Genomic DNA, 20,730 nt, shown 5'->3' on the forward strand with positions numbered 1-20,730 from the left:
CCCCTTACATAATGTATTGAATGAATGCTCATTCATTTTTATCTCAAAAAAATATCAACAATTTATTCCTATTACAAATATAAAAGATTCCAGAAGATTTCGCAATCAAAAGTAACCAAAAAATGTTTATTTTTTTACATTTATTTCTTTTAGCGGAATCGGAGTAAATAATCGCGCATTAGAAAAAATAAGAAAGGCGGAGGTGAATACAAGATGAAACGTAAACGAAATCCCTCAAAAGGTGCGGTCAGCGCTGCGAGTGTTAAGGGAAACGCTGGACCGGGTGAACAACAGGAAAAAAACAAAGTAAACAGTCAAAACAATCAATATAAAAAATAAGCTGAACGGAACCAGGTCTCATGAATGCTTGGTTCCGTTATTATCTTTATTTAAACATTCCTTTCAAAACAAATGCTACATTTGCCGGTCTTTCCGCAAGCCGCCGCATGAAGTAACCATACCAATCTGTTCCATATGGAACGTAGACTCGCATTTTATATCCTTCAGCAGCAAGCTCAAGCTGCCGTTCATTTCGAATCCCAAACAGCATCTGAAATTCAAATTGATCATACGGAATATTATATTCTTTTACTAACTGTTTAGTGTATTCAATGATCGCATCATCGTGCGTAGCAATCGCCGTATAATTTCCATTTTCTAAATGCATCCGAATAATGTTTTTATAGTTTTCATCGACATTCTTCTTTTCTGGGAAAGCCACATCAGGTGATTCTTTGTATGCACCCTTAACTAGACGAAGATTAGGTTGATACTCATTTAATTCTCGAATATCTTGTTCTGTGCGGTAAAGATAAGCTTGAATTACGGTACCGATATTGTCATATTCCCTTTTTAACTTCTTAAAAATTTCGATTGTCTTACCGCATCGTTCGTAATCTTCCATATCAATGGTAATAAACACATTATGTTCTTGCGCTTTATCAAGAATTCTTCGCATGTTATTCATGACAACGTTTTCATTTAAGTCTAGACCCATAGACGTTAATTTTAAAGAAAGCTGTGAGTTGAGACCTCGTTTACCAATCTCTTCAATCGCAATGAGACAATTATCAGCCATTTCATTCGCTTCTTTTTCGTTATCTACAAATTCACCCAGGTAATCTATCGTTACAGCTAACCCTTGATCATTTAAATCCTTAATCGCTTCTGCTGCAAAATCAATTGTTTCTCCAGCCACAAACCGTTTTGCTCCAAAGCGCAGCCCATATCTTTTAGCCAATTTTGTCATACCTCTATTTTTCGATAAGAACAGAAAAAAATCTCTCATTGCTTTCTCCATATAGCTGCCTCCTGTATCCCTCCCTTTTATAAAGCAAGGGGAAAACTATCGTAAGATTATATTACCATTTATTTAATATAATGGATATAAAATTCAAATCTTCAAAATTATTTATTTTGTATAGTTTTTTTGGACAGGGGGAAGGTAAGAAAGTTCGTTTAATTGAAAAGGAGGATACAAATGCAGAATCAATCATTTGAACAGTCCAATCAGCAGCAAACCCAAAGCACCATGGCACAACCTCCGAAGGTTATAACATCTAAGGATGCTCTTTATATTACAGACATGCTTTCTTGGAATTTGTTAGCACTTAAAAAAGCCCATTTCTATGCAACTCAGTGCACGGACCCTCAGCTGATCACAGCCATAAATGAATGTGGACAAATGCACCAAAGACATTATGAGAAAATTCTCTCACACTTGGATGCCGGTCAACAACAACTACAATAGTCTGAGGAGGCTTTCCTATGGATAATCAAAACCAAAATAAAGTTCAGAATCCCGAAACACCAGTCCCTAAGACGCCGCAAATGAACGAGCGAGATTTTATAAATGATCTTTTAAGCACAGAAAAGTATATGAAAAGTTCCTATGATACGGCGATTAATGAAGCAAGCCACCAAGAGTTATATCAAGACATTCTTTCTATCTATAATGAAACAGCAGATATGCAGCGGAATTTATACAATCTAATGTTCCAAAAAGGCTGGTACAGTCTCGAAAAAGCTGAGACTCAGAAAATAAGCCAATCACATCAGCAATTTACTGACTACGAAAACCAATTTCCTTATTCTCTTCATTAATAAGAAAAGGAGGCGCTATACGCCTCCTTTTCTTATTCAGCTGATTTATTGCGGTGAGCATCATTCAATTGCTTAATCTCCGCAATCAGCTGTATCATTTCTTGTTTGCTGTCTGGATAGATTTGATTCCAATGTTTAACGAGTGCAGGCATGGTTTTTGAAATCTGAGTATATAACGCATAATAACGAACTTTTTCCTTCAGTTCTTCCTCGCCGCTTCCAAGTAATAGCTCTGAATATTTTTCGAGGAGTGCGTCAAATTGTGCTCTAAACTGTTTAGTCATCTAATTCCTCCTTTACTAGCTTCAATTATTAAATAGTATGAATGATTGACTAGAATTAGCAAGCCTGACACCTGTTTCGCTTCGCTTCATACAATTGATTATCCGCTGATTGAACATACCTCTCTACATTCTCCCTGTCCTGAGGAACAAAAGAAGCCGCTCCAGTGCTTACGGTTACATAGGCACAATCAGTTGACAATGAATGCGGTATTCTCAATTTTTCTACTTCTTGTCTTAACCTAGCAGCCAGTTTCATACTAGTGTGTTCATCCGCATTCGGAAGGATGACCGCAAACTCCTCACCCCCATAACGAAAAACCTTTCCTGAATCATGAACCGTTTCCTCCAAGACTTTCGCTATTTTTTTAAGACAGATATCTCCTTCTATGTGACCATATGTATCATTAAATTTCTTAAAATAATCAATATCAAGCATAATCAGCGCCATTGGTTTTTTTTGTTTACGCATATCCTCCCATATGTCATATAAGTATTCTTCGAAATAACGACGGTTTGGGATTCCAGTTAACCCATCTGTTAAGGATAGGTGCTTCAACTGATTATTACGGTTTTGCATCTCATTTCTATATTGAAGTAAGAAAGATACTTCCGTAAAAACGATAACTACTTCATCTAAGTGGCTCTTCTTTGAAAGAATTGGATTCGTGTGTACGAGGAGCCATTTTTCTTGACCACTGCTTTTATGCTTTAACCCAATCATTTGATTTTGCATGGGCTGCTTATTCCTTAGTGTTACTTTAGAGGGCCGTTCCTCTTGTGCTATAGGTAAACCATATTCATCAATAAACTCCCAATCATCCATGCTTTCAGAAGAATCAGCAAACAGAATTTCTTTCCCTCTTTCATTAATTGTCGTCATCTTTCCTTGATGATTAACGATGGCGGTTCCATAGTGAATAAGGTGATTCTTTTGGTTCTCCGTTTTATATACATGGATTAGGCAGCATCCATGTATCAGGCAAACAATAAGCAGGTAAACCAAATGTATATTGTATAGCAGTCCCATCGTAATAATAATTAATAAACCGATTAGATAGTTATTTGAACCATGGCTTTTTAAGTATGTATGCATGCTGTAGTCCCCCGAGATAAGTTTCTGTTCTACCTATTCCCTTTTTACCAGGACTAAAAACCTATATATTCAGTTTTTACCTTATATATCCTATAAAACAACACCTAAAAAAAACCTATTGCTAATGACCTAAATACTAGGTATTAACAACAAGCTTTTTTCTAACTATTTGAAGAAAACATGTATTTCTTGTAATGATAGCGGATGCTGAAGATCAGTCCCATAGCCATCATATTCCCCATTAGAGAACTTCCTCCATAACTGATAAATGGAAGAGGAATACCCGTAATTGGCAAGACCCCAATTGTCATTCCGATGTTTTGGAAGACGTGGAAAGTAACCATACTAATCACACCGACACAGAGATATGTATAAAATCGATTTTTCGTATACATGCCAGTTTTGGTTAAATGATAAATTAATAAGAAAAATAAACTAATCAAGATACTTGAACCAACGAAACCAAATTCTTCGCCGATTACACTGAAGATAAAATCGGAATGACTTTCTGGAAGATAAACTTCGCGAGAACCGATACCTTTACCTGTCGTTTGTCCTGAGCCGATTGCAAGCAGTGACTTAGTCAGCTGAAAGCCTGTTGTACTAGAATAGTTATACGGATCAAGCCAAGAGTAAATCCTCCCGAATTGATATTCCTTTACGCCCAAATATTTTTCTAAGAAGGCAGGCTGTTTCAATACTAAATATAAAATCAATGATCCAATTGAAGCAACCGCCGACACGATTGGCAAAAGGATTTTCCATGATATCCCCGAAATAAACATCATCCCAAGCATGATGGCTAAAAACACCATTGATGTCCCAAGATCTGGTTGCTGCATAACGAGTGCAAGTGGAACCATTGTTACAATACCTAATTTAATCAACAGCCACAAATCTGATTTAATTGTTTTTATAATGAATTTAGGATGATGACTAGAGATTGTTTTGGCCAATCCCATGATTAGAAAGACCTTCATAAACTCCGACGGTTGTATAGATCCAAGTGCCGGGATGACAAACCAACTCTTAGCACCATTCCGAACTGGTACAATACTCTCTGGGGCAATAATAAGTAGAAGTAATAAGAATAGTCCAAAACCGTAAGCATACCAGGAAATTTTAATTAATTGATCGGAATCTAAAGTAATGACCGCTGCGATAATACCCACACCAACGGCATACCAGAAAATTTGTTTTACAAGAAAGTTTTCTGTATATTGCCCTGTTGTCATAGCACTGTAAATGGCGATACAACTAGAAATACATAATAGAAATAAGATAAAAACTAAGGTGTAGTCGATGCGATTTGAAAATCTATTTTGCTGTTCCATTTAAAATCTCCCCTAACAATGCAGCACTACTTAAAGCCATTTATCCATTATACTTTATCCAAGCAAAATCTCAACTATATCGAAGGATGGATAATATTACATATTGCGCATTGAGGAATACATATTTTTACTTTTCATTTTCTTTTTTTAACTTTAAGGTTATTTTTCATACAAATTCTCAACGGCATAAAGAAATACAAGCTCTTAATATGCTCATAACATCATCATCTGTTCAAGGGTGATCGAGATGAAAATTCTCCGAGGATATAAAGGGTACGGACCCATCATTCTATGTGAAGATACTACGCAAACAGAGTTTCCTTCTGTATGCATTGACCATTATGCAGCAGTAACCTTGGCATTTAATCATTTAATTAAAAATAATTATTCTAAAATCGGATTAGTCCTAGGATGATTGATTGGACGTAACAGTCATCAGCGTTTAAAGGCTAATCACGAATCAGTCGAAAAGTATCAGCTTGTCGCTAGAAAGGATTGGCTGATTGACGGCATCTATAACATTACAGATGGCGGTGAGGTGTTTCATATTTGGAATGGACTTGTTGAAAAACCAGACGACTTGTTGAAGCAGCAGCGGGTTTCATCTTACAAGCGAGGCAATCAGGAAAGAACGTTCCCAGAAGCGTTGGTATTATTGGCTTTAATAATGACGGCGTTGCCAAAACGCTCGGCATAACAACCGTTTCGCTCCCTCTAGAGCAGATTGGAAAAACTGCCTTTGACCTTAGTCAACTAGAAAAAGATCCAGCAAAAATCAAGCTCAAGTTCCGTCTGATTAAACGCAAAACCGTATAAATAGGTTTGCTTCCATATTTATTCATTGCACTCTGCTTTAAAGTCATTTATAATTTTAACATAATTAATTTAATACTTCCTCATTAACCGATGAGTTAGAGGCTGCAGCTTATAAAAGTATGACGGACGAGATTCAATGAAAATTTTTGACTCCTTCAGAAAGGATAAGTTGCCGAAGTTTGGGTATAACATTGTATACCCACGCTGGCGATGTTTTCAAATAGGAACATCTCTGTCACGTTTTTAAACGTGGGGTGCTATCTTCGGAAGGATAAACGGTCTATCAACAGCCGTCGATCTTTTTCGACTGCTGTTTTTTTGTGCCTTTTTTCTTCTATATATCAAAGGAGTGTTAGTTCAGTGAAGAATTCACAATCATCAAACGGTCAACTACAACGTGGACTGAAAGCACGGCATTTAACAATGATCTCTCTAGGCGGAACCATAGGCACAGGACTTTTCCTTGCCAGTGGGGGAGCCATTCATACGGCTGGACCAGGCGGAGCACTGGTCGCATATGCAGCAATTGGACTTATGGTTTACTTTTTAATGACTGGTCTAGCTGAAATGGCTGCGTTCATGCCTGTCACTGGTTCATTCAGGGTTTATGCGTCACGGTTTATTGATCCTTCCTTCGGTTTTGCGATTGGATGGAATTATTGGTATAACTGGGCAGTCACCATTGCAGCTGAGCTTGCCGCAGTTGTTCTGATTATGAAATTTTGGTTTCCAGACAGCCCATCTCTTCTTTGGAGCGCGCTTGCTTTAGTTATTATGTTTTTGTTTAATTACATGTCTGTTAAAGGATTCGGTGAAGCAGAATATTGGTTTGCTCTTATTAAAGTCATAACCGTTATCATTTTCTTAATTACCGGTATTTTAATTATTTTCGGAATCATGGGTGGAGAAACAATCGGTTTTTCTAACTTTACAATTGAAGATGCACCATTTAACGGCGGATTTTTCACCATTCTTGGTATCTTTATGGTGGCTGGTTTCTCATTCCAAGGAACAGAACTTCTAGGAATTGCTGCCGGAGAAAGTGAGAATCCAGAAAAAACAATCCCTAAGGCCATCAACTCCGTTTTCTGGAGAATTATTTTATTTTATATTTTAGCGATTTTTGTCATTGGAATGATCATCCCATATACAGACGCTCGTCTTCTAAGTGAAAACGTAGCGGTTAGTCCATTCACACTCGTGTTCGAACGAGCAGGACTTGCCTTCGCTGCTTCCTTAATGAACGCTGTTATCTTAACATCTGTTCTTTCAGCTGGTAACTCTGGAATGTATGCATCAACTCGGATGCTGTGGGATCTTGCACGGGACGGTAAAGCCCCTAAGTTCCTCGGTAAGCTCGATAAGAGAGGCGTTCCAGTAAATGCACTAATTATGACAAGCCTTGTTGGTACCCTTGCCTTTACTACAACCCTCTTTGGTGATGGTGTGGTATACGTTTGGCTCCTAAATGCTTCTGGTATGGCTGGATTTGTCACGTGGGTAGGAATAGCTATTGCTCATTACCGTTTTAGAAAAGCCTATGTAGCCCAAGGAAGAGATTTAAACGATCTTCCCTATCGCTCAAAGCTATTCCCAATTGGTCCTTTATTCGCTCTAGGTGTCTGTCTCGTGGTTATATTTGGCCAGAACTACGAAGCCTTTACTGGCGGTTCAATTGACTGGTTAGGGGCCATCAGCGCGTATATTGGCCTGCCTTTATTCTTTGTACTTTGGTTAGGCTATAAATTCATTAAAAAAACAAAAGTAATTCCTTTAGAAGAATGTGACTTTACGACTGAAGAAAAATAATTAAGCGTAAAAAAGCAGCCTCCAACGTTGGAGCTGCTTTTTTTTGTGAAATTTTAAACACCTAAAGAGACAGTCTGTTACTTTTGCTTGTTCATTTCTAATAAGCCCGCGGGAAAACCCGTTTTACTACAGAGCTGAATTCATCATACATACCTGAGATTGGTTTTCCATTCCTCACATCTCTTGCATATTGATCCATTCGCTTAACAAAGTGAGGACTAGTGGAAATGTAAACATGTCTGACTGTACGATCTGCTTCTCTCACTCTTTTGGCTATTCTCTGCTTTACGTCTTTAGAAAAATGCGTCTGTTTATGATCTGTAAGCTGTGCGGCAACATATGCCTGATCGCCAACCACGATTACCGTTGACCGTTTGATTTCTTTCAAATCATTCAGGCTTTTAGAAATGTCTTCTGACAGGCGCATATCTTTTCCGTTATTATTGTCTCTAACTCCCGCATCATTTGTATTAACATTTCTCGGCGTTATATAATCTCCGTTTCTAACTTGATTTACATTAGGTGTATTACGATTGTCTCGATTATTCATCCCTACATCCGTATTCTGGTTATCATTATTGGCTGAACATCCTCCAATAAATATGGCCATTACACTACTAGCTATAATTGCGGCAGATTTTCTCATCATTCTCACTCCTCTAAGTTGATACAGTTATTATCCGCCGTATCAATTGATTTATTCTTATGGAGTAAAAATGATCATGCCTTAATTAGAGGAGGTAACTTTCAACCCTATAATTCCAACCAATATAAATCCAACAAAAACTAAACGAGAAACACTTCTTGGTTCATTAAATAGAATGATTCCCATGATTACCGCACCCAATGCGCCAATACCAGTCCAAATGGCATAAGCAGTTCCAATTGGAAGCGTCTTAATTGCTGCTGAGAGAAAATAAAAACTAATAACCATTCCAATGATTGTTACAACCGTAGGCCATAACTTAGTGAATCCCTCTGTATACTTTAGACTGATTGCCCAGACCACCTCAAAAACGCCTGCAATAAGTAAAAAAATCCACGCCATATTCAATCTCCTCCTTAATAATCATGCTGCGTAATTTCCAGTTAAAATTCAAAAAAAGCCCGGGAGGTATCCTTAGATATCTCCCGGGCTTTTATCCCTCCGTGTACGCAAATTCGCGCGTTTCTCTCGGACCAGACCAGACCTTAACCTGCGGAACCCTAGAAACCTAATTGTTTATTCTATTTTAAGCCTGATCCCGTTTTGTAGCACTGACAGCAGGATTTTTGACATTTATTCCTTTGACAGCATGCCATACTTGTTTGAATGACGCAGGAACAGCTTTTACAGAATCCATTGTATATTGAACTGATTCTTTTTTCAACTGTACATCATCAGTAATTGCCTGCTGTGTCTGACTCAAATGAGTCGTTTCTTCCTTAAGCAATTCCATCCTTGCTTGCAATCTAACCGATGTTTCATTAAGGCTTTTTAAGGCTGGCTTCATATCTTTATATGTCTTAAAAGCCCGAAAAGCAAGATAAGCTAAGGAAAAAATCACAATTACTAAACTTAGGTAGACAATAAACATTCCGTATCCTCCTCCATTTAAATGGTCATTACCCTACTTTACCCTTTCCACACTATAAATAACAACTATCTATCTGAACATACTGAATTTCAACCTATTTACTCTTAAGATAACCAAATTTTCTATGACTAAAACCAACATACTGGGTAAAACTAGACCCATCATTGAAATAAAGGAGGCAGAATGAATGGATATCAGTCTCGTTTGGAGAACAGGATTTATTATTCTTGCAGTCATGTTCTTATTAAAGGAGGCAAAAAACAAGTCTTTAGTTCGAATTACCATTTCTCAAGCTATTGTGTTAATTGCCACTGTTATTCTTCTCATCCACCCTTTAACCAGCGGTAATGCGTGGATAACATTTGCTACATCCTACTTAATTATTATGGTCCTATAAATCAAAACCCCTAACCTTAACAGGTTAGGGGTTTTAAAAAGCTGCCGAGTTTATCTCGACAGCCGGATACTTTTATTATTTTTCTGAATTAGATTCTTCTTCAGTATTCGTGTAATCGTAATTTGCTGGGTCAATCGGCTTAAAGCCATTAGGAGTATAGAAACGAAGCAAATCTCCATTAACTACTTTATCCGAAAGCTCGAGCATAGTTTGAGCCATTTTCTGATCTTGAATGATTTCTTCATTTTCTTCGACTAGCTCACCAGTATTTGTATCATAGTTTTTACCTTTTAAGACCGTATAGTTTGGCGTGATAAAATCTCCATTACGGAATGGAACAACTTCACGGTGTTCTTTCGATAATAGATCCGAACCGAATTGAACATAATCTTTCGTATCAATACCTAATAAGTGAAGCATCGTTGGCATTAAATCAATTTGCCCGCCATATTGATGCATCTCTCCGCCTTCAACACCAGGAACATGAATTAATAGCGGTACGCGCTGTAATTGAGTATTTTCAAATTTATTAACTTCTTTACCAAGTACTTGAGACATAGCTGCATTATGGTTATCAGAAATACCATAGTGATCACCATACATGATAATGACAGAATTATCATATAGTCCAGACTCTTTCAGGTAAGTAAAGAATTGTTCCAGAGCCTCATCCGCGTATCTTGCGGTTTGGAAGTAATTATCTACTGATGAATCACCAGTCGTATGTTTCTCAATCGTTGCTTCTTCTGGGTCAAGTGGATATGGGAAGTGATTAGACAAGCTGATAAACTTCGCATAGAATGGCTGTTCCATTGATTCAATCAACGGAATAGATTCTTCAAAGAACGGTTTGTCTTTTAATCCGTAGTTCATCACGTCATCTTCATTCATATCATAGTAACTAGCGTCAAAAAATTGATTGAAGCCAAGTGCCTTATACATTTTGTCCCGATTCCAGAAACTTTTATAGTTACCATGGAAAACAGCTGATGTGTATCCCTTTTGCCCTAAAATAGCAGGAGCAGACTGGAATGTATTCTGAGATTGTGTTGTGAATGCCGCACCCTGCGGAAGACCAAACAGAGAATTTTCTAACATAAATTCTGCATCTGCCGTTTTACCTTGACCTGTTTGGTGGAAGAAGTTATCAAAGTACATAAAGTCCTTGCTGTCAGCAAGAGAATTCAAGAAAGGCGTTACTTCTTCGCCATTTAATTTATAGTCTATAATGAATTCCTGAATGGATTCTAGGTGAAGATAGATAATGTTTTTTCCTTCAGCTTTTCCAAAGTATTCAGGGTTTGGTGAGGCTGTAGTAGCCTTCGTATAGTTCACTGCCTCAGCAATATCTGAGCTGTTAGCTGTTGCACGCTGAGCATATGTTTTTGTATTTTGAATCGCATCATATACCGTATAATTGTACATACCTAAATACTTAACAATATAGTTTCGGTCAAACGTTTTTTTGAGGAGCTGCGGGCGATCCTGCTCCGCTAAACCTAAATTAACTGAGAAAATGGCAACCGCACAGGCAAAGACCACTGCTACCTTACGGCGATTCATTCTTCCTGTTTCGACTTTTACTGTTTTAAACAGGTAAAGTCCTAATAAAATCACTGTATCAAGGAAATACATAAAGTCATAAGGATTCATAAGTGCCGTAATACTTTGTCCAAGATCTCCAGCATTTTTTGTTTGAGTTAGTGTAGGAAGTGTGATGAAATCACTGAAAAAGCGATAATACATAATGTTAGCATATAACAGGAAAGACATAACAAAGTTTAATCCAATAATCCACTTATATGCTTTTTTCCCTCTTGCTAAAAGCGCAAGCCCAAAGATAAACATGGCTGAACTAACAGGGTTAATAAATAGCAGGAATTCCTGCATTTTACTTTCTACTCCTAAGTTAAATTCAACACGGTAACCAATATATGTCTTAATCCAGAAAAGTACAACCGCAATTAAGAAGAAACCAATAAGTTTATGCCGCAATAAAGATTGGCCCTTTTTAAATCTGTTCATATAACTTTTTCACCTCTATTAATCTAGTAGTTAGATTTAATTGTCATTCAAAAAATAAAAAGCCCTCAAAACAGCATCAGAGAGACTTTGCACATAAAGTAAATAGTATCACTCTTGGTGAAGTTGTCAATAAAAATACATTTTTTTACAATTCATATATCAGTTCAGTTGTCTGTTGGCGTAAAAGGACAAATCTACTGCTTGCCTTATTCATCTTATGAAAAGTTTTACATAAAAATAACAAATTAATGCTACGACATTTATATTACCACTTTCACGTTTAATTTTCCACTTTATCTATTTATCATTAATGAGTATATGGACACCCTGCAGTCCAGCCGCAAATTTATGATATGTTGATATATCAAGCTTTGTACACCTATTTTAAACCTTTTCTTCACTTTTTCAATATGTAATTATGCCTAATTTAAACCATTTATTTACATTTATTTGAAATAACAAACATGTTGTTGTTAGAAAGCCTATTTTACTGAGAATTATGTAATGCCTTCTTACATTTCTCTCTCCATTACTGAAACTGTTCCTACCCTTCAGGCAGATAGATACCTTAGAAATCGTCAGCATACTAACTGAAGAAAAATATTCATAGCGTTTAACCTAGATGATGCCTAATCTTCTTCGAGGTCTCCAGACCATGTTTGATAATCGTTTTCAAGGCGTGTCGGTGATATAATATGGATGACCATACTAAGCTAAAGGATGAGATTAGAGATGCCCACATTCCTTTCTAAGATATTTTCAAGCAAAAAGAAATTAAAAGTGGAGTTCTGCCAAAACAATTTGGATCAATTCGTTGATGAACAATCATTTCCTCGATATGAAGAATTTTTTTCATCAAATCGTGTTGAATATAAAGAATACGAATGCCTAAGCGAGTGTAAAACCTGTAGACAATCACCTTATGCTAAGGTTGATGGACAGATACTAACTGCCGATACGGCATTTGAATTATTAGAAAAGCTAAAAGCTCATTCACAATAAAACACCCCGTTTCACAGCGAAGGGGTGTTTTTGGTCTGTACTAATTCAATTATTTCTCCGGAAGGGCCTTCGACAAATAGAGTCTTCCAGCCATTTTCAAAAGATAAGGGTCCTTCAATGACTTTTCCATTCTGTACTACCTCCGCTTGCTCCTTTAAATCCGTTACCTCCAAGCAAAGATGGGGATTGGCGGCAGCGGTCTCTGTTTTTTGGACAATTAATTCTAATGTGAAAGTCCCGAGTGTTAAGAAATAGAGTTCCTCCCCCATTAAAATCATTCTGTCTTTCATCTGAAAACCCAACTGTTCGTAAAATCGCATGGATTTCTCAATATTATTAGTTTCTATACCGATATGATGAACCTTCACCTCTGACACCTTCCTTATATAATAAAGTTGATATCACCAAACTCATGCCATAAATACTTTTCCCGAATTGCCTCACCATAAGCATTAAACAATATTTCGGGGCTAATAAATGCGGTAAGCATATCTAAATGGCTTGCTTCTGGTTCATGAAATCCAGTAATAATCCCATCCACTATTTCCAATGGAAAAGCAGCGTCAATATAAAGCGCTGTCTCCCCAGAAGAAATACCTGTTGATACTGCTGACTCAAGTGCTCGGACTACAGTGGTACCTACTGCAATAACTTTGCCTCCTGAAGCTTTTGTTTTTAAGACTGCAGCCATTGTTTCTTGGGGAATGTCGTACCTCTCTATATTTTCTTTAGGGGAGAGTTGATCATTATCGTTCAAATAGGAAAGCCCAGTATGAAGCTGTAAATAAGAAAGCTGTATTCCTCTTTTCTGCAAATCCAGCAGCATCTCCCAGCTAAATGCTCTTCCAGCTGAAGCCAATTCCACTGAACCTGGTACCGTTCCATATACATTTTGGTAATAATGGAGATCCCATGACTCTTCGATATATTCATAGCGAATGGGTTCACCTAAGCTATACACATGCTGAAAAAGAGACAACCCGCTAATTGAGAAGCGAAGTACGAGTAGTGGTGAGTCCCGTTTTCTGTCTATTACAACGGCAAATAGTTCGTCGGAAAATTGGAGGCAATCACCAATTTCCACATTATCGAATAGTACTAAGGCTTCCCAACTTGTTTCGCTTAAGCAGCGAGCTAACCTCACCTCTATTTCTTGATTATGGATGGTTGCCCGGAGCGCAGCCGGGATGGTACGACTGTTATTCAACACAATCATGTCACCTGGTTTTACATAATCAGCTAAATGATTGAAAGAATCATGAATCACTTTGCCAGATTTTCTATCTATCGTCATCATTCGGACATGATCTCTTCTAACACCGCGCCGTTCAGGTGGAAACGCTGCGTGTAGTTCATGCGGGAGGGTAAAGGTTTGTGTGTTAATCTGCATAGCTGCCCCGCCCTTCTCTGAATTCGACTGCCTCTAGCCGTTGTCCATTTACGGTCCGAGCCTTCTCTGAAGCAAGAAAGAGAAAGACATCACACACATCTGCGGGATGATTTATAGGGTACGTACAATCTGGAACTGCTAATGCATGCATGTCAGTATCCATTTCCCCTGGATCTACCATATTAATTCTGACCCCCGTACCACTCACTTCATCTGCCCATGTTTGCGTTAATCCTTCTATAGCAAACTTTGAAATACCATAAGCACCCCATCCAGCGTAACCAGTGCTTCCTGCTTCTGAGGTAACATTGATAATAGATCCTCTGCCTTTCTGAAGCATACTTGGAAGAACACGTTTGGTCATTAAAAAGGGGCTTACCGTATTTGTTCTCACAACGTCGTGATAATCCTCTTCAGGATAATCTACTAAATACGGCATCGGACTCGGTCCTAGAACCGAAGCATTATTAATTAAAACATCCACCCTGCCAAATTCTTTTTCAATACATGACGCAAATTTCTCCACATCTCTTCCTATAGATAGGTCCCCGGCTACAGCTAGAACGATCGCCCCTAATTCCTCGGCTTCCGCTTTAACCTGGAACAGTAACTCCTCATTCCTTGCACACAGTGCCAGACACGCTCCCTTTTTTGCAAAAGCTAGAGCGAGCTCTCTCCCTAGTCCTTTTGAGGCACCCGTGATGATAACGACTTGGTTAGATTTTGTTTCCATTTATTATTCCCCTTTCCATCTACTGATTTATACCTTTATCTTACGCGCAGGATAAGGCAGCAGCATCGCCAATAAGATGGATGATTTACTACAACTTTAGTCGTACGTGGTTTTACTCAAGCAAGAAAGGGAACATATATAGAAAAAAGCTGGAGGTGCCTATGGATAGTCATAGTCTTCTTTTTAAGGATGATGGAATCATCCCCAACAACCCCGATCTACCTGTTCTTATTTACAAACATGCATTTGGAAAAGGAAATGAGATAGAAGAAAGATTTTACAAAAACAATTGGAGAAACAGCTGGGAAGGAGGAGTTTTTGATTATCACCATTTTCATAGCAATACTCATGAGGCCCTTGGTGTGATGCAGGGCACAGCGACCATTATGCTTGGCGGTGAACAAGGACAGTCTATTGAAGTGAAAACAGGTGATGTAATGATCCTCCCCGCAGGTACTGGACATAAATGTATCCTGGCAAGCCCTGATTTCATGGTTCTCGGCGCTTATCCAAATGGGATGAATTACAATTTAAAAACCGGTGAATCTAGAAATCGCCCTGAGGTGATTTCGGAAATAAAGCAAGTCCCCTTGCCAGATTATGACCCTGTATTCGGGAAAAATGGTCCTTTATTATCGGAATGGTTAAAAAAATAAAAAGAAAAGACTGTAGACAAAATCGGGTGGAAACCCGAGTTTGTCTACAGTCTTCTTTGGTTTTCTAAATCGGCAGTTGATTTCCGTTCCAGGCGTTTCTCTTTCCGTGGACGGGCGATGAGCCCGTAGGAATCTTCACGCCAACACCCAAATCAACGGTCTTTCTACATTTAATTTGGATTTTAGTCCGACGGTCAAATGAAAACACGTGCTACCCAAGAGCGGATTTAGGTGGAGATCCATTCAAATCGGGGGAATTGCGAAGAAATAGTAAGTAGAACAAAAGCTAAAACGCCATAAGAAGTCAGAGCACCTTATAAGGAGCTCTGACTTCTTTTAACATACGTTGTCTTCTGGAATGATTTTATCTTTATAATCTTGTAGTTCATCTAATGACTTATCTTTCTCAATACGGTGCATTTCTAGTACTTCTTCCGTTGGTGGAATAATCAAGCTGACCACGACAATCGTCAATCCTGAAATCACTGCCCCTGAGAATGCAGGCATATGCCATAGTTCAGATAAGAGACCAATGAAACCTGTTGAGTCTGATACAGTACCTGGAACTGAAAATACCGAAGTAACAATATAATAGGCAAGTCCTACGGTAATACTTGCCCAAACCGCCGGTGTACTTACGCGTTTCCAAAACGGCCCTAAAACTAATGGCCAGAATAATGTAACAAAGACAATATCCCATGCCAAGTAAGCTAGATCAATTACCTTTTGGAAGCCAAGTGATAGAATCAAGCCAAGTGCTGCACAGACTACGATAACCAGCCTTGAAAAAAGCAGCAATTTTTTTGGATCTGGATTTGGATTGATAAAATCGAGATAAATATTTTTGGTAATGATACCTGATGATGCTACATAACAAGCTGCTAATGTCGACATTCCCATGGCCGCCATTGCTGTAAGGAAAATTCCTGACACAATCGGTGGGAAATAGCCTTGAGCAAAAGCGAGCATTAATGTTTCTGGATTTGTACTATCTGGGAAAATCATTTTGAATGATTCACCAAGCATTCCCGGAATCCAACTGATTGCAATGACTACCGAACCAGCAATAATCATGCTTAAGTAGGCAACTCTCGGATTTTTAGCTGCGGCGACTCTTTGTCCCAAATCAGCTGCTGGAATATCGCCTAGAGCCAAAATCAAGTAGAGCGACCAAAAACCTGCTCCCCCTTTTTCAAAGAGGTGACTAACATTCCACCAATTCGGATTAAAGATAAACTCATCATATTGAAAGAACACGACCAGTGCGATACCAAGAATGCCGGCAATCGCAAATATTCCTTGGACAATCTCAGTATAGGCAACTGCCCATAACCCGCCCACAACAGAATACACGACGGTTAGTGAAACAAATAAAATCGCGGCCGGTACAAAATCTATCGTAAAAATGGCTTGAATAATATAAGTCCCACCAACCGTCAATGCTCCTGCATTGAATAATCCAAAAGCAATGGCCATTAAACTACCTGTATAAGCTCCCAGTTTTTTAGATCCATACCGTAAGCCATAATAATCGGCGATGGTCCATCCTTTCAATCTTCTTAGCGGCTTTGTCCAGATTAATGCACCAAGAATCATACATGTACCAAGACCAGCCATTGTAGCCGTACCTTCAAATCCACCATCTGTATAACCAGAACCTACAGCTGCAAAGAAGAATGGTGCAGCAAGCAAAGCTGCAATCAGACTGCCCGTTACAACATACAGCGGCATACTCCATCCGGCTACAATCAGGTCTTCTGCTGTTTTTATCCGTTGATACCCTTTGAAACCTATATAATAAATAAATACTAAATAAAGACAAAATATTACGATTGCACTCACTATTGAACCCTCCGCTGTTTATTAGCCATTCATAACTACTCCGCCATTCGGACTGATAATTTGTCCTGCGAAGAAATTAGCTTGCTCCGATGCTATAAAGAGGATGGTCTGGGCAATCTCCTCAGGCTTTGCCAAACGTTGTAATGGGTACTTACTCGCTTCTTCCTCAATATAATTTTCACCAAACGCTTCTAGGATATCTGTCAGCGTGCCGCTTGGTGCTACAGCATTTACATTAATCTCAGGGGCTAATTCCCTCGCGAGTGCTTTTGTAAAGGCATTGATTCCGCCTTTCGCTGCTGAGTAATGGGTAAAGTCCTCACACCCAAGGCTTCCTAAATCTGAAGAGATATTGATAATTTTACCGCTCCCCTGAACCTTCATCCGCTTGGCCGCTTCTCTCGCGTTATAAAAAGTACCGTACAGATGCACCTTAATCATCTTGTCCCACATATCATCGGACATCTCGGTAATTGGCGACTCCTGCGCAAACCCTGCATTGTTGACAAGAATATCCAAACTCCCTAATTGTTCGTCCATATAGCTGAACATCTCAGAAACTTGTTTAGAATCTGCGACATCTGCTCGATATTTATAGGCTTTCACACCATAAGTCTCGGCCTGTTCCCGAACAGCCTCCGCTTCTTCGTCACTTCCTATGTAATTGATTAAAACATTTGCTCCAGCTTTGGCAAAGGCAAGCACCGCTGCTTTACCAATGCCTTTACTTGAGCCGGTTACTACAACTGTCTTATTGCAAAAGTTCATAGCTCCCCCTGCTTTCTTAAATTTTGAAATGGCCGATTAGTATTTGTAATTCCTCAGCTGTTTTTCCTAACGAATCAGAAGTTGCCTTTATCTCTTCCATTGATATCAACTGTTCACGACTGGCTTCGGAAACATTGGTAGAGAATTTCGCTGTATTCTCTGCAGTGGCCTTCATTTCATTAACCGATGCGGCAACCTCTTCAGAAGAAGCAGATATTTCTTCAGATGCGGCAGATACTTCTTGAATTTGCAGGGCAACTTTTTCAGTTGATTCAAAAATCCGTTCAAAAATGGAACCGGCCTCGTTCGTTAGAGTCAAGCCTGCTTCCACATCTTTTTCACCTTTATCCATGACTTGAATGGAGTATGAAGAATCAGTTTGAATGACCCGAATTAGATCCGTAATTTGTACAGCTGAATTTGATGATTGTTCTGCCAGTTTCCTTACTTCATCAGCCACGACAGCGAAACCTTTACCATGTTCACCTGCACGAGCTGCTTCAATCGCTGCATTAAGAGCAAGTAAGTTCGTTTGATCAGCAATTTCAGATATGATTTTGACAAAACTGCTGATCTTCGCTGTATTATCATTTAATTTACCTATGACATTTCCGATTTGATGTACTGATTCATGGATGTTTTGCATCTGATCTATTAGTCGGTGCACAATTTCATTTCCTAATTGTGCCTCATTTGACGTATGAACGGAAGATTCCGATACGATCAAGGATGAACCGGCAATTTTTTGTATTCCAAATGCAGTTTCTTCAATTGCAGCGACACTTTCCTCCGTTGTCTGTAAGGTGGTTTCATTTCCACGTGCCACTTTCGTAATATCTTCAGACACTTTCATCGAATAGTCATACGTTTCAGAAGCATTAGCAGAAAGTTCTTCCGCAGAGGCAGCCAAATAGCTTGATGTATCATGAATATTAGTGATTAGACCATGCAAACTCGAAACCATTTCTTGTACAGAATGCGAAAGCTTGCCAACTTCATCATCCGTATTAACTGCTTTTATCGTAGCCGTTAAATCACCCTTCGCGACACTATCAGCAACTTCAACTACGAGGCCCAGCGGTTTTAAAAGACGTTTCAATACAAAATGGATCACAACCAGAATCACAATTAACCCCAATACCCCTATGACTACTTGATTAATAATTGATTTTTTTACAATATTGTTAATATAATCTGCCGAATAATCGATCCCAATAACAGCAATAACCTGTCCGTTATTCTCGATGGGAGTAAATACTGTTCTCCAGGATCCAAACGTATCCTTGAAAATATCAGTCACCTCTGATTTACCTGATTCCATTGCTTGTTGAGCCGTTTTTAAATGAATGGGCGCAATATCCTCAAATACTTCACCTGCTTTATAAATCTCATTTAAATTACTTGTATAGCCTATCGGCGTAACTTTATCTCCATCGACACTCCAGATATAGCTCCAGCTCATAATTCCCTGCTCTTTTTGAATCGAATCAAGGTCACCTTGTATTTTTTTAAAGGTTGAATTTGTTGTACTCGATGACTTGCTTAAAGTTTCTATCGCAGTCGAATTTAATGTCTTTTCTGTTAATAACCCCACACTTGTCAATTCCTGTTTTAAATCTTCTTGAAGTCTTAATTCCAACATATATATGCTTGTAGTTGAAAGAATTACGGTTAGCAAACATACGGTAACTAACACGATGACCATGATTTTGTAGCGTAACGATTTTTTATTAAACATCTTATTTCCCCCTTTTAGTGATTGACTGACATGATGTAAACAAATGCTAAACAAGACACATGATCACTAAAAGTACTGTATATATAATCCAAGCTGCCGGCAAAATAAAAAAAAAGCACCAGAAGAAGGTGCAGTGTATAAACCCATGGTAACTTGTACGGCAACCCGGCTGCCCTAGCACTATGCGGTAGGCCCGTGGCTTTGCGTCTCCACTTTTCAATGGATTTGCTATTTACACAATACATTTATAAAGTAATCTTTGTTTCTTAAAAACGAAGAGCACATTTTTTATTATATCGGCAGTTTTTATAAGAATTTCACTCTTTTTTTAAAGATTATAGGTCTATTCTCTCTGTTTATTTCATATTTTTTTCACATTCCCCCTGAGTAAATTCCATAAAATGAAAAAAACGCTCAGTGCTACTATTTCCATCGAAAGAATATACCAAGGATAGGGACCAAGTAGATCAAGGACACTTCCACTACCTGGCTTCTCCCGCAGAAACATATAATTACCACCGAGTTGATCATTTATCAACCATATAAAAGGCAGGAGAATATTTAAAGTAAGCATGGTTCCTCCAATTCCTCTTAGCGTGGGCCGATAACCTTTTACCCAAGTAAAATAGAGAGCCGTTATAATAATGCCTATATGTGTATAAAAAAAGTGAAAGTACCGAAAATGCGGAAAGCTCCATTCCATTACAGGGGTCAGCATGGCTTGAATAGCACCGCCAATTCCGGCAAATAAAACAAACTGATATAAATAGCGATTCCCCGTCCATAACAGCACGATTGTCACCATAAGACTAAGACTGCATAACTCTAGAGGAAGAGATTGTCTAAAATGCCATTGCTCCGTCGTAAAGAGCCACATGTGGTATAACCCTTCTATAATTAGCAGGGTGACAGCAAAGATTTTTTCTAACCACAGACATCTTGTCGTATTTACACTACGCCCTTTTAATATGAAGAGACCTATTATGAGTAGTCCTAATGCCGCTAGAGCCCATACATGGTCTACGGACCAAAAGATAAACTGATGGTCATCACTATCCCCTATAAATCTATCCATCTCAGCTTCTTCCCCTTTACCTATATGATAGAAAACAGCTTTTGTATCAAGTGTTTTTTCGTATATTAGCTTTGAGATGAGAATATAC

Annotated in this window: 25 protein-coding genes and 3 riboswitches; of the genes, 10 read left to right on the forward strand and 15 right to left on the reverse strand. The window is 38.5% G+C overall.

Annotated features, from left to right (window positions below; genetic code table 11):
• Positions 1-213 precede the first annotated feature (213 nt).
• Positions 214-339, forward strand: coding sequence for a YuzL family protein (locus MHI18_RS09275; protein ID WP_081704954.1), 126 nt, complete (start codon positions 214-216; stop codon positions 337-339).
• A 46-nt stretch (positions 340-385) separates the two neighbouring features.
• Here MHI18_RS09275 and MHI18_RS09280 read toward each other — a convergent pair whose 3' ends face one another.
• A complete protein-coding gene (locus tag MHI18_RS09280) occupies positions 386-1,300 on the reverse strand; it encodes a proline dehydrogenase (protein WP_340847074.1) in 915 nt (304 codons plus the stop codon).
• Positions 1,301-1,480: 180 nt separating this feature from the next.
• Between MHI18_RS09280 and MHI18_RS09285 the strand changes: the two genes are divergently transcribed.
• Positions 1,481-1,750 (forward strand): hypothetical protein, encoded by a 270-nt coding sequence (locus MHI18_RS09285; protein ID WP_340847075.1) that lies wholly within the window; start codon positions 1,481-1,483, stop codon positions 1,748-1,750.
• Between the two features lie 17 nt (positions 1,751-1,767).
• Positions 1,768-2,103 (forward strand): spore coat protein, encoded by a 336-nt coding sequence (locus MHI18_RS09290; protein WP_340847077.1) that lies wholly within the window; start codon positions 1,768-1,770, stop codon positions 2,101-2,103.
• Positions 2,104-2,135: 32 nt separating this feature from the next.
• Here the strand turns inward: MHI18_RS09290 and MHI18_RS09295 are convergent, their stop codons facing one another.
• From MHI18_RS09295 to MHI18_RS09305, 3 genes are all read right to left on the reverse strand, one after another.
• Complete coding sequence (locus MHI18_RS09295; RefSeq protein WP_340847078.1) at positions 2,136-2,387, reverse strand: DUF2573 family protein; 252 nt, start codon at positions 2,385-2,387, stop codon at positions 2,136-2,138.
• 55 nt (positions 2,388-2,442) lie between these two features.
• Entirely contained in the window at positions 2,443-3,480 is a 1,038-nt protein-coding gene (locus tag MHI18_RS09300) for a GGDEF domain-containing protein (RefSeq protein ID WP_340847079.1), read from the reverse strand.
• Between the two features lie 161 nt (positions 3,481-3,641).
• A complete protein-coding gene (locus MHI18_RS09305; protein ID WP_340847080.1) occupies positions 3,642-4,814 on the reverse strand; it encodes an FtsW/RodA/SpoVE family cell cycle protein in 1,173 nt (390 codons plus the stop codon).
• A gap of 226 nt (positions 4,815-5,040) precedes the next feature.
• Between MHI18_RS09305 and MHI18_RS09310 the strand changes: the two genes are divergently transcribed.
• From MHI18_RS09310 to MHI18_RS09320, 4 genes are all read left to right on the forward strand, one after another.
• A complete protein-coding gene (locus tag MHI18_RS09310) occupies positions 5,041-5,229 on the forward strand; it encodes a hypothetical protein (RefSeq protein ID WP_340847629.1) in 189 nt (62 codons plus the stop codon).
• Positions 5,230-5,511, forward strand: coding sequence for a hypothetical protein (locus MHI18_RS09315; RefSeq protein WP_340847081.1), 282 nt, complete (start codon positions 5,230-5,232; stop codon positions 5,509-5,511).
• Positions 5,418-5,630, forward strand: a complete 213-nt coding sequence (locus tag MHI18_RS22150) for a substrate-binding domain-containing protein (protein ID WP_445669987.1) — start codon at positions 5,418-5,420, stop codon at positions 5,628-5,630. Before MHI18_RS09315 ends, MHI18_RS22150 begins: the two co-directional genes overlap by 94 nt.
• Before the next feature lie 88 nt (positions 5,631-5,718).
• Positions 5,719-5,898, forward strand: a riboswitch (Lysine riboswitch).
• 68 nt (positions 5,899-5,966) lie between these two features.
• Positions 5,967-7,439 (forward strand): amino acid permease, encoded by a 1,473-nt coding sequence (locus tag MHI18_RS09320; protein ID WP_340847630.1) that lies wholly within the window; start codon positions 5,967-5,969, stop codon positions 7,437-7,439.
• 97 nt (positions 7,440-7,536) lie between these two features.
• Here MHI18_RS09320 and MHI18_RS09325 read toward each other — a convergent pair whose 3' ends face one another.
• The 3 genes from MHI18_RS09325 to MHI18_RS09335 all read right to left on the reverse strand — a co-directional run bounded on the left by MHI18_RS09325 (position 7,537) and on the right by MHI18_RS09335 (position 9,016).
• Entirely contained in the window at positions 7,537-8,085 is a 549-nt protein-coding gene (locus MHI18_RS09325; RefSeq protein ID WP_340847082.1) for a YhcN/YlaJ family sporulation lipoprotein, read from the reverse strand.
• Positions 8,086-8,166: 81 nt separating this feature from the next.
• The gene (gene sugE / locus MHI18_RS09330; RefSeq protein ID WP_340847084.1) at positions 8,167-8,487 is read right to left on the reverse strand and encodes a quaternary ammonium compound efflux SMR transporter SugE; all 321 of its coding nucleotides are present in this window, start codon (positions 8,485-8,487) and stop codon (positions 8,167-8,169) included.
• Between the two features lie 78 nt (positions 8,488-8,565).
• Positions 8,566-8,660: riboswitch (guanidine-I (ykkC/yxkD leader) on the reverse strand.
• An 11-nt stretch (positions 8,661-8,671) separates the two neighbouring features.
• Positions 8,672-9,016 (reverse strand): DUF948 domain-containing protein, encoded by a 345-nt coding sequence (locus MHI18_RS09335; RefSeq protein WP_340847085.1) that lies wholly within the window; start codon positions 9,014-9,016, stop codon positions 8,672-8,674.
• Between the two features lie 187 nt (positions 9,017-9,203).
• Here MHI18_RS09335 and MHI18_RS09340 point away from each other — a divergent pair, with 187 nt between their 5' ends.
• Positions 9,204-9,413 (forward strand): hypothetical protein, encoded by a 210-nt coding sequence (locus MHI18_RS09340; protein WP_040375873.1) that lies wholly within the window; start codon positions 9,204-9,206, stop codon positions 9,411-9,413.
• A gap of 75 nt (positions 9,414-9,488) precedes the next feature.
• Here MHI18_RS09340 and MHI18_RS09345 read toward each other — a convergent pair whose 3' ends face one another.
• Positions 9,489-11,438, reverse strand: a complete 1,950-nt coding sequence (locus MHI18_RS09345) for an LTA synthase family protein (protein WP_340847086.1) — start codon at positions 11,436-11,438, stop codon at positions 9,489-9,491.
• Positions 11,439-12,170: 732 nt separating this feature from the next.
• Here MHI18_RS09345 and MHI18_RS09350 point away from each other — a divergent pair.
• Positions 12,171-12,440 carry a DUF1450 domain-containing protein gene (locus tag MHI18_RS09350; RefSeq protein ID WP_340847088.1) on the forward strand — a complete coding sequence of 90 codons (270 nt, stop codon included), beginning with the start codon at positions 12,171-12,173 and terminating at the stop codon, positions 12,438-12,440.
• 11 nt (positions 12,441-12,451) lie between these two features.
• On the opposite strand, the gene MHI18_RS09355 is transcribed toward MHI18_RS09350, so the two are convergent.
• The 3 genes from MHI18_RS09355 to MHI18_RS09365 are packed head-to-tail and all read right to left on the reverse strand — an operon-like array spanning position 12,452 to position 14,563.
• Positions 12,452-12,808, reverse strand: coding sequence for a VOC family protein (locus MHI18_RS09355; RefSeq protein WP_340847090.1), 357 nt, complete (start codon positions 12,806-12,808; stop codon positions 12,452-12,454).
• A 14-nt stretch (positions 12,809-12,822) separates the two neighbouring features.
• Positions 12,823-13,830 carry an S-adenosylmethionine:tRNA ribosyltransferase-isomerase gene (locus MHI18_RS09360; RefSeq protein ID WP_340847091.1) on the reverse strand — a complete coding sequence of 336 codons (1,008 nt, stop codon included), beginning with the start codon at positions 13,828-13,830 and terminating at the stop codon, positions 12,823-12,825.
• Positions 13,820-14,563, reverse strand: a complete 744-nt coding sequence (locus MHI18_RS09365) for an SDR family oxidoreductase (protein WP_340847092.1) — start codon at positions 14,561-14,563, stop codon at positions 13,820-13,822. The genes MHI18_RS09360 and MHI18_RS09365 overlap by 11 nt, the downstream gene beginning before the upstream one ends.
• An 80-nt stretch (positions 14,564-14,643) precedes the next feature.
• On the opposite strand from MHI18_RS09365, the gene MHI18_RS09370 reads away from it, so the two are divergent.
• Complete coding sequence (locus MHI18_RS09370; RefSeq protein ID WP_340847093.1) at positions 14,644-15,219, forward strand: cupin domain-containing protein; 576 nt, start codon at positions 14,644-14,646, stop codon at positions 15,217-15,219.
• Between the two features lie 336 nt (positions 15,220-15,555).
• Here MHI18_RS09370 and MHI18_RS09375 read toward each other — a convergent pair whose 3' ends face one another.
• The 4 genes from MHI18_RS09375 to MHI18_RS09390 all read right to left on the reverse strand — a co-directional run bounded on the left by MHI18_RS09375 (position 15,556) and on the right by MHI18_RS09390 (position 20,642).
• The gene (locus MHI18_RS09375) at positions 15,556-17,061 is read right to left on the reverse strand and encodes a sodium:solute symporter family protein (protein WP_340847094.1); all 1,506 of its coding nucleotides are present in this window, start codon (positions 17,059-17,061) and stop codon (positions 15,556-15,558) included.
• 21 nt (positions 17,062-17,082) lie between these two features.
• The gene (locus MHI18_RS09380) at positions 17,083-17,829 is read right to left on the reverse strand and encodes an SDR family NAD(P)-dependent oxidoreductase (protein ID WP_340847095.1); all 747 of its coding nucleotides are present in this window, start codon (positions 17,827-17,829) and stop codon (positions 17,083-17,085) included.
• A gap of 16 nt (positions 17,830-17,845) precedes the next feature.
• A complete protein-coding gene (locus MHI18_RS09385; RefSeq protein WP_340847096.1) occupies positions 17,846-19,567 on the reverse strand; it encodes a methyl-accepting chemotaxis protein in 1,722 nt (573 codons plus the stop codon).
• A gap of 156 nt (positions 19,568-19,723) precedes the next feature.
• Positions 19,724-19,807: riboswitch (cyclic di-GMP riboswitch) on the reverse strand.
• Positions 19,808-19,928: 121 nt separating this feature from the next.
• Complete coding sequence (locus tag MHI18_RS09390) at positions 19,929-20,642, reverse strand: YwaF family protein (RefSeq protein ID WP_340847097.1); 714 nt, start codon at positions 20,640-20,642, stop codon at positions 19,929-19,931.
• Between the last annotated feature and the right edge of the window lie 88 nt (positions 20,643-20,730).

It is taken from the genome of Peribacillus sp. FSL H8-0477, assembly GCF_038002765.1.
In the GTDB taxonomy this organism is placed as follows: Bacteria; Bacillota; Bacilli; order Bacillales; family DSM-1321; genus Peribacillus.

Excerpts from the sequence above, each read along its gene's own strand:
- MHI18_RS09275 (WP_081704954.1), top strand. The coding sequence starts at position 214 with ATGAAACGTAAACGAAATCCCTCAAAAGGTGCGGTCAGCGCTGCGAGT.
- MHI18_RS09280 (WP_340847074.1), bottom strand. The coding sequence starts at position 1,300 with ATGGAGAAAGCAATGAGAGATTTTTTTCTGTTCTTATCGAAAAATAGA.
- MHI18_RS09285 (WP_340847075.1), top strand. The coding sequence starts at position 1,481 with ATGCAGAATCAATCATTTGAACAGTCCAATCAGCAGCAAACCCAAAGC.
- MHI18_RS09290 (WP_340847077.1), top strand. The coding sequence starts at position 1,768 with ATGGATAATCAAAACCAAAATAAAGTTCAGAATCCCGAAACACCAGTC.
- MHI18_RS09295 (WP_340847078.1), bottom strand. The coding sequence starts at position 2,387 with ATGACTAAACAGTTTAGAGCACAATTTGACGCACTCCTCGAAAAATAT.
- MHI18_RS09300 (WP_340847079.1), bottom strand. The coding sequence starts at position 3,480 with ATGCATACATACTTAAAAAGCCATGGTTCAAATAACTATCTAATCGGT.
- MHI18_RS09305 (WP_340847080.1), bottom strand. The coding sequence starts at position 4,814 with ATGGAACAGCAAAATAGATTTTCAAATCGCATCGACTACACCTTAGTT.
- MHI18_RS09325 (WP_340847082.1), bottom strand. The coding sequence starts at position 8,085 with ATGAGAAAATCTGCCGCAATTATAGCTAGTAGTGTAATGGCCATATTT.
- sugE (WP_340847084.1), bottom strand. The coding sequence starts at position 8,487 with ATGGCGTGGATTTTTTTACTTATTGCAGGCGTTTTTGAGGTGGTCTGG.
- MHI18_RS09335 (WP_340847085.1), bottom strand. The coding sequence starts at position 9,016 with ATGTTTATTGTCTACCTAAGTTTAGTAATTGTGATTTTTTCCTTAGCT.
- MHI18_RS09340 (WP_040375873.1), top strand. The coding sequence starts at position 9,204 with ATGGATATCAGTCTCGTTTGGAGAACAGGATTTATTATTCTTGCAGTC.
- MHI18_RS09345 (WP_340847086.1), bottom strand. The coding sequence starts at position 11,438 with ATGAACAGATTTAAAAAGGGCCAATCTTTATTGCGGCATAAACTTATT.
- MHI18_RS09350 (WP_340847088.1), top strand. The coding sequence starts at position 12,171 with ATGCCCACATTCCTTTCTAAGATATTTTCAAGCAAAAAGAAATTAAAA.
- MHI18_RS09360 (WP_340847091.1), bottom strand. The coding sequence starts at position 13,830 with ATGCAGATTAACACACAAACCTTTACCCTCCCGCATGAACTACACGCA.
- MHI18_RS09365 (WP_340847092.1), bottom strand. The coding sequence starts at position 14,563 with ATGGAAACAAAATCTAACCAAGTCGTTATCATCACGGGTGCCTCAAAA.
- MHI18_RS09370 (WP_340847093.1), top strand. The coding sequence starts at position 14,644 with ATGATTTACTACAACTTTAGTCGTACGTGGTTTTACTCAAGCAAGAAA.
- MHI18_RS09380 (WP_340847095.1), bottom strand. The coding sequence starts at position 17,829 with ATGAACTTTTGCAATAAGACAGTTGTAGTAACCGGCTCAAGTAAAGGC.
- MHI18_RS09385 (WP_340847096.1), bottom strand. The coding sequence starts at position 19,567 with ATGTTTAATAAAAAATCGTTACGCTACAAAATCATGGTCATCGTGTTA.
- MHI18_RS09390 (WP_340847097.1), bottom strand. The coding sequence starts at position 20,642 with ATGGATAGATTTATAGGGGATAGTGATGACCATCAGTTTATCTTTTGG.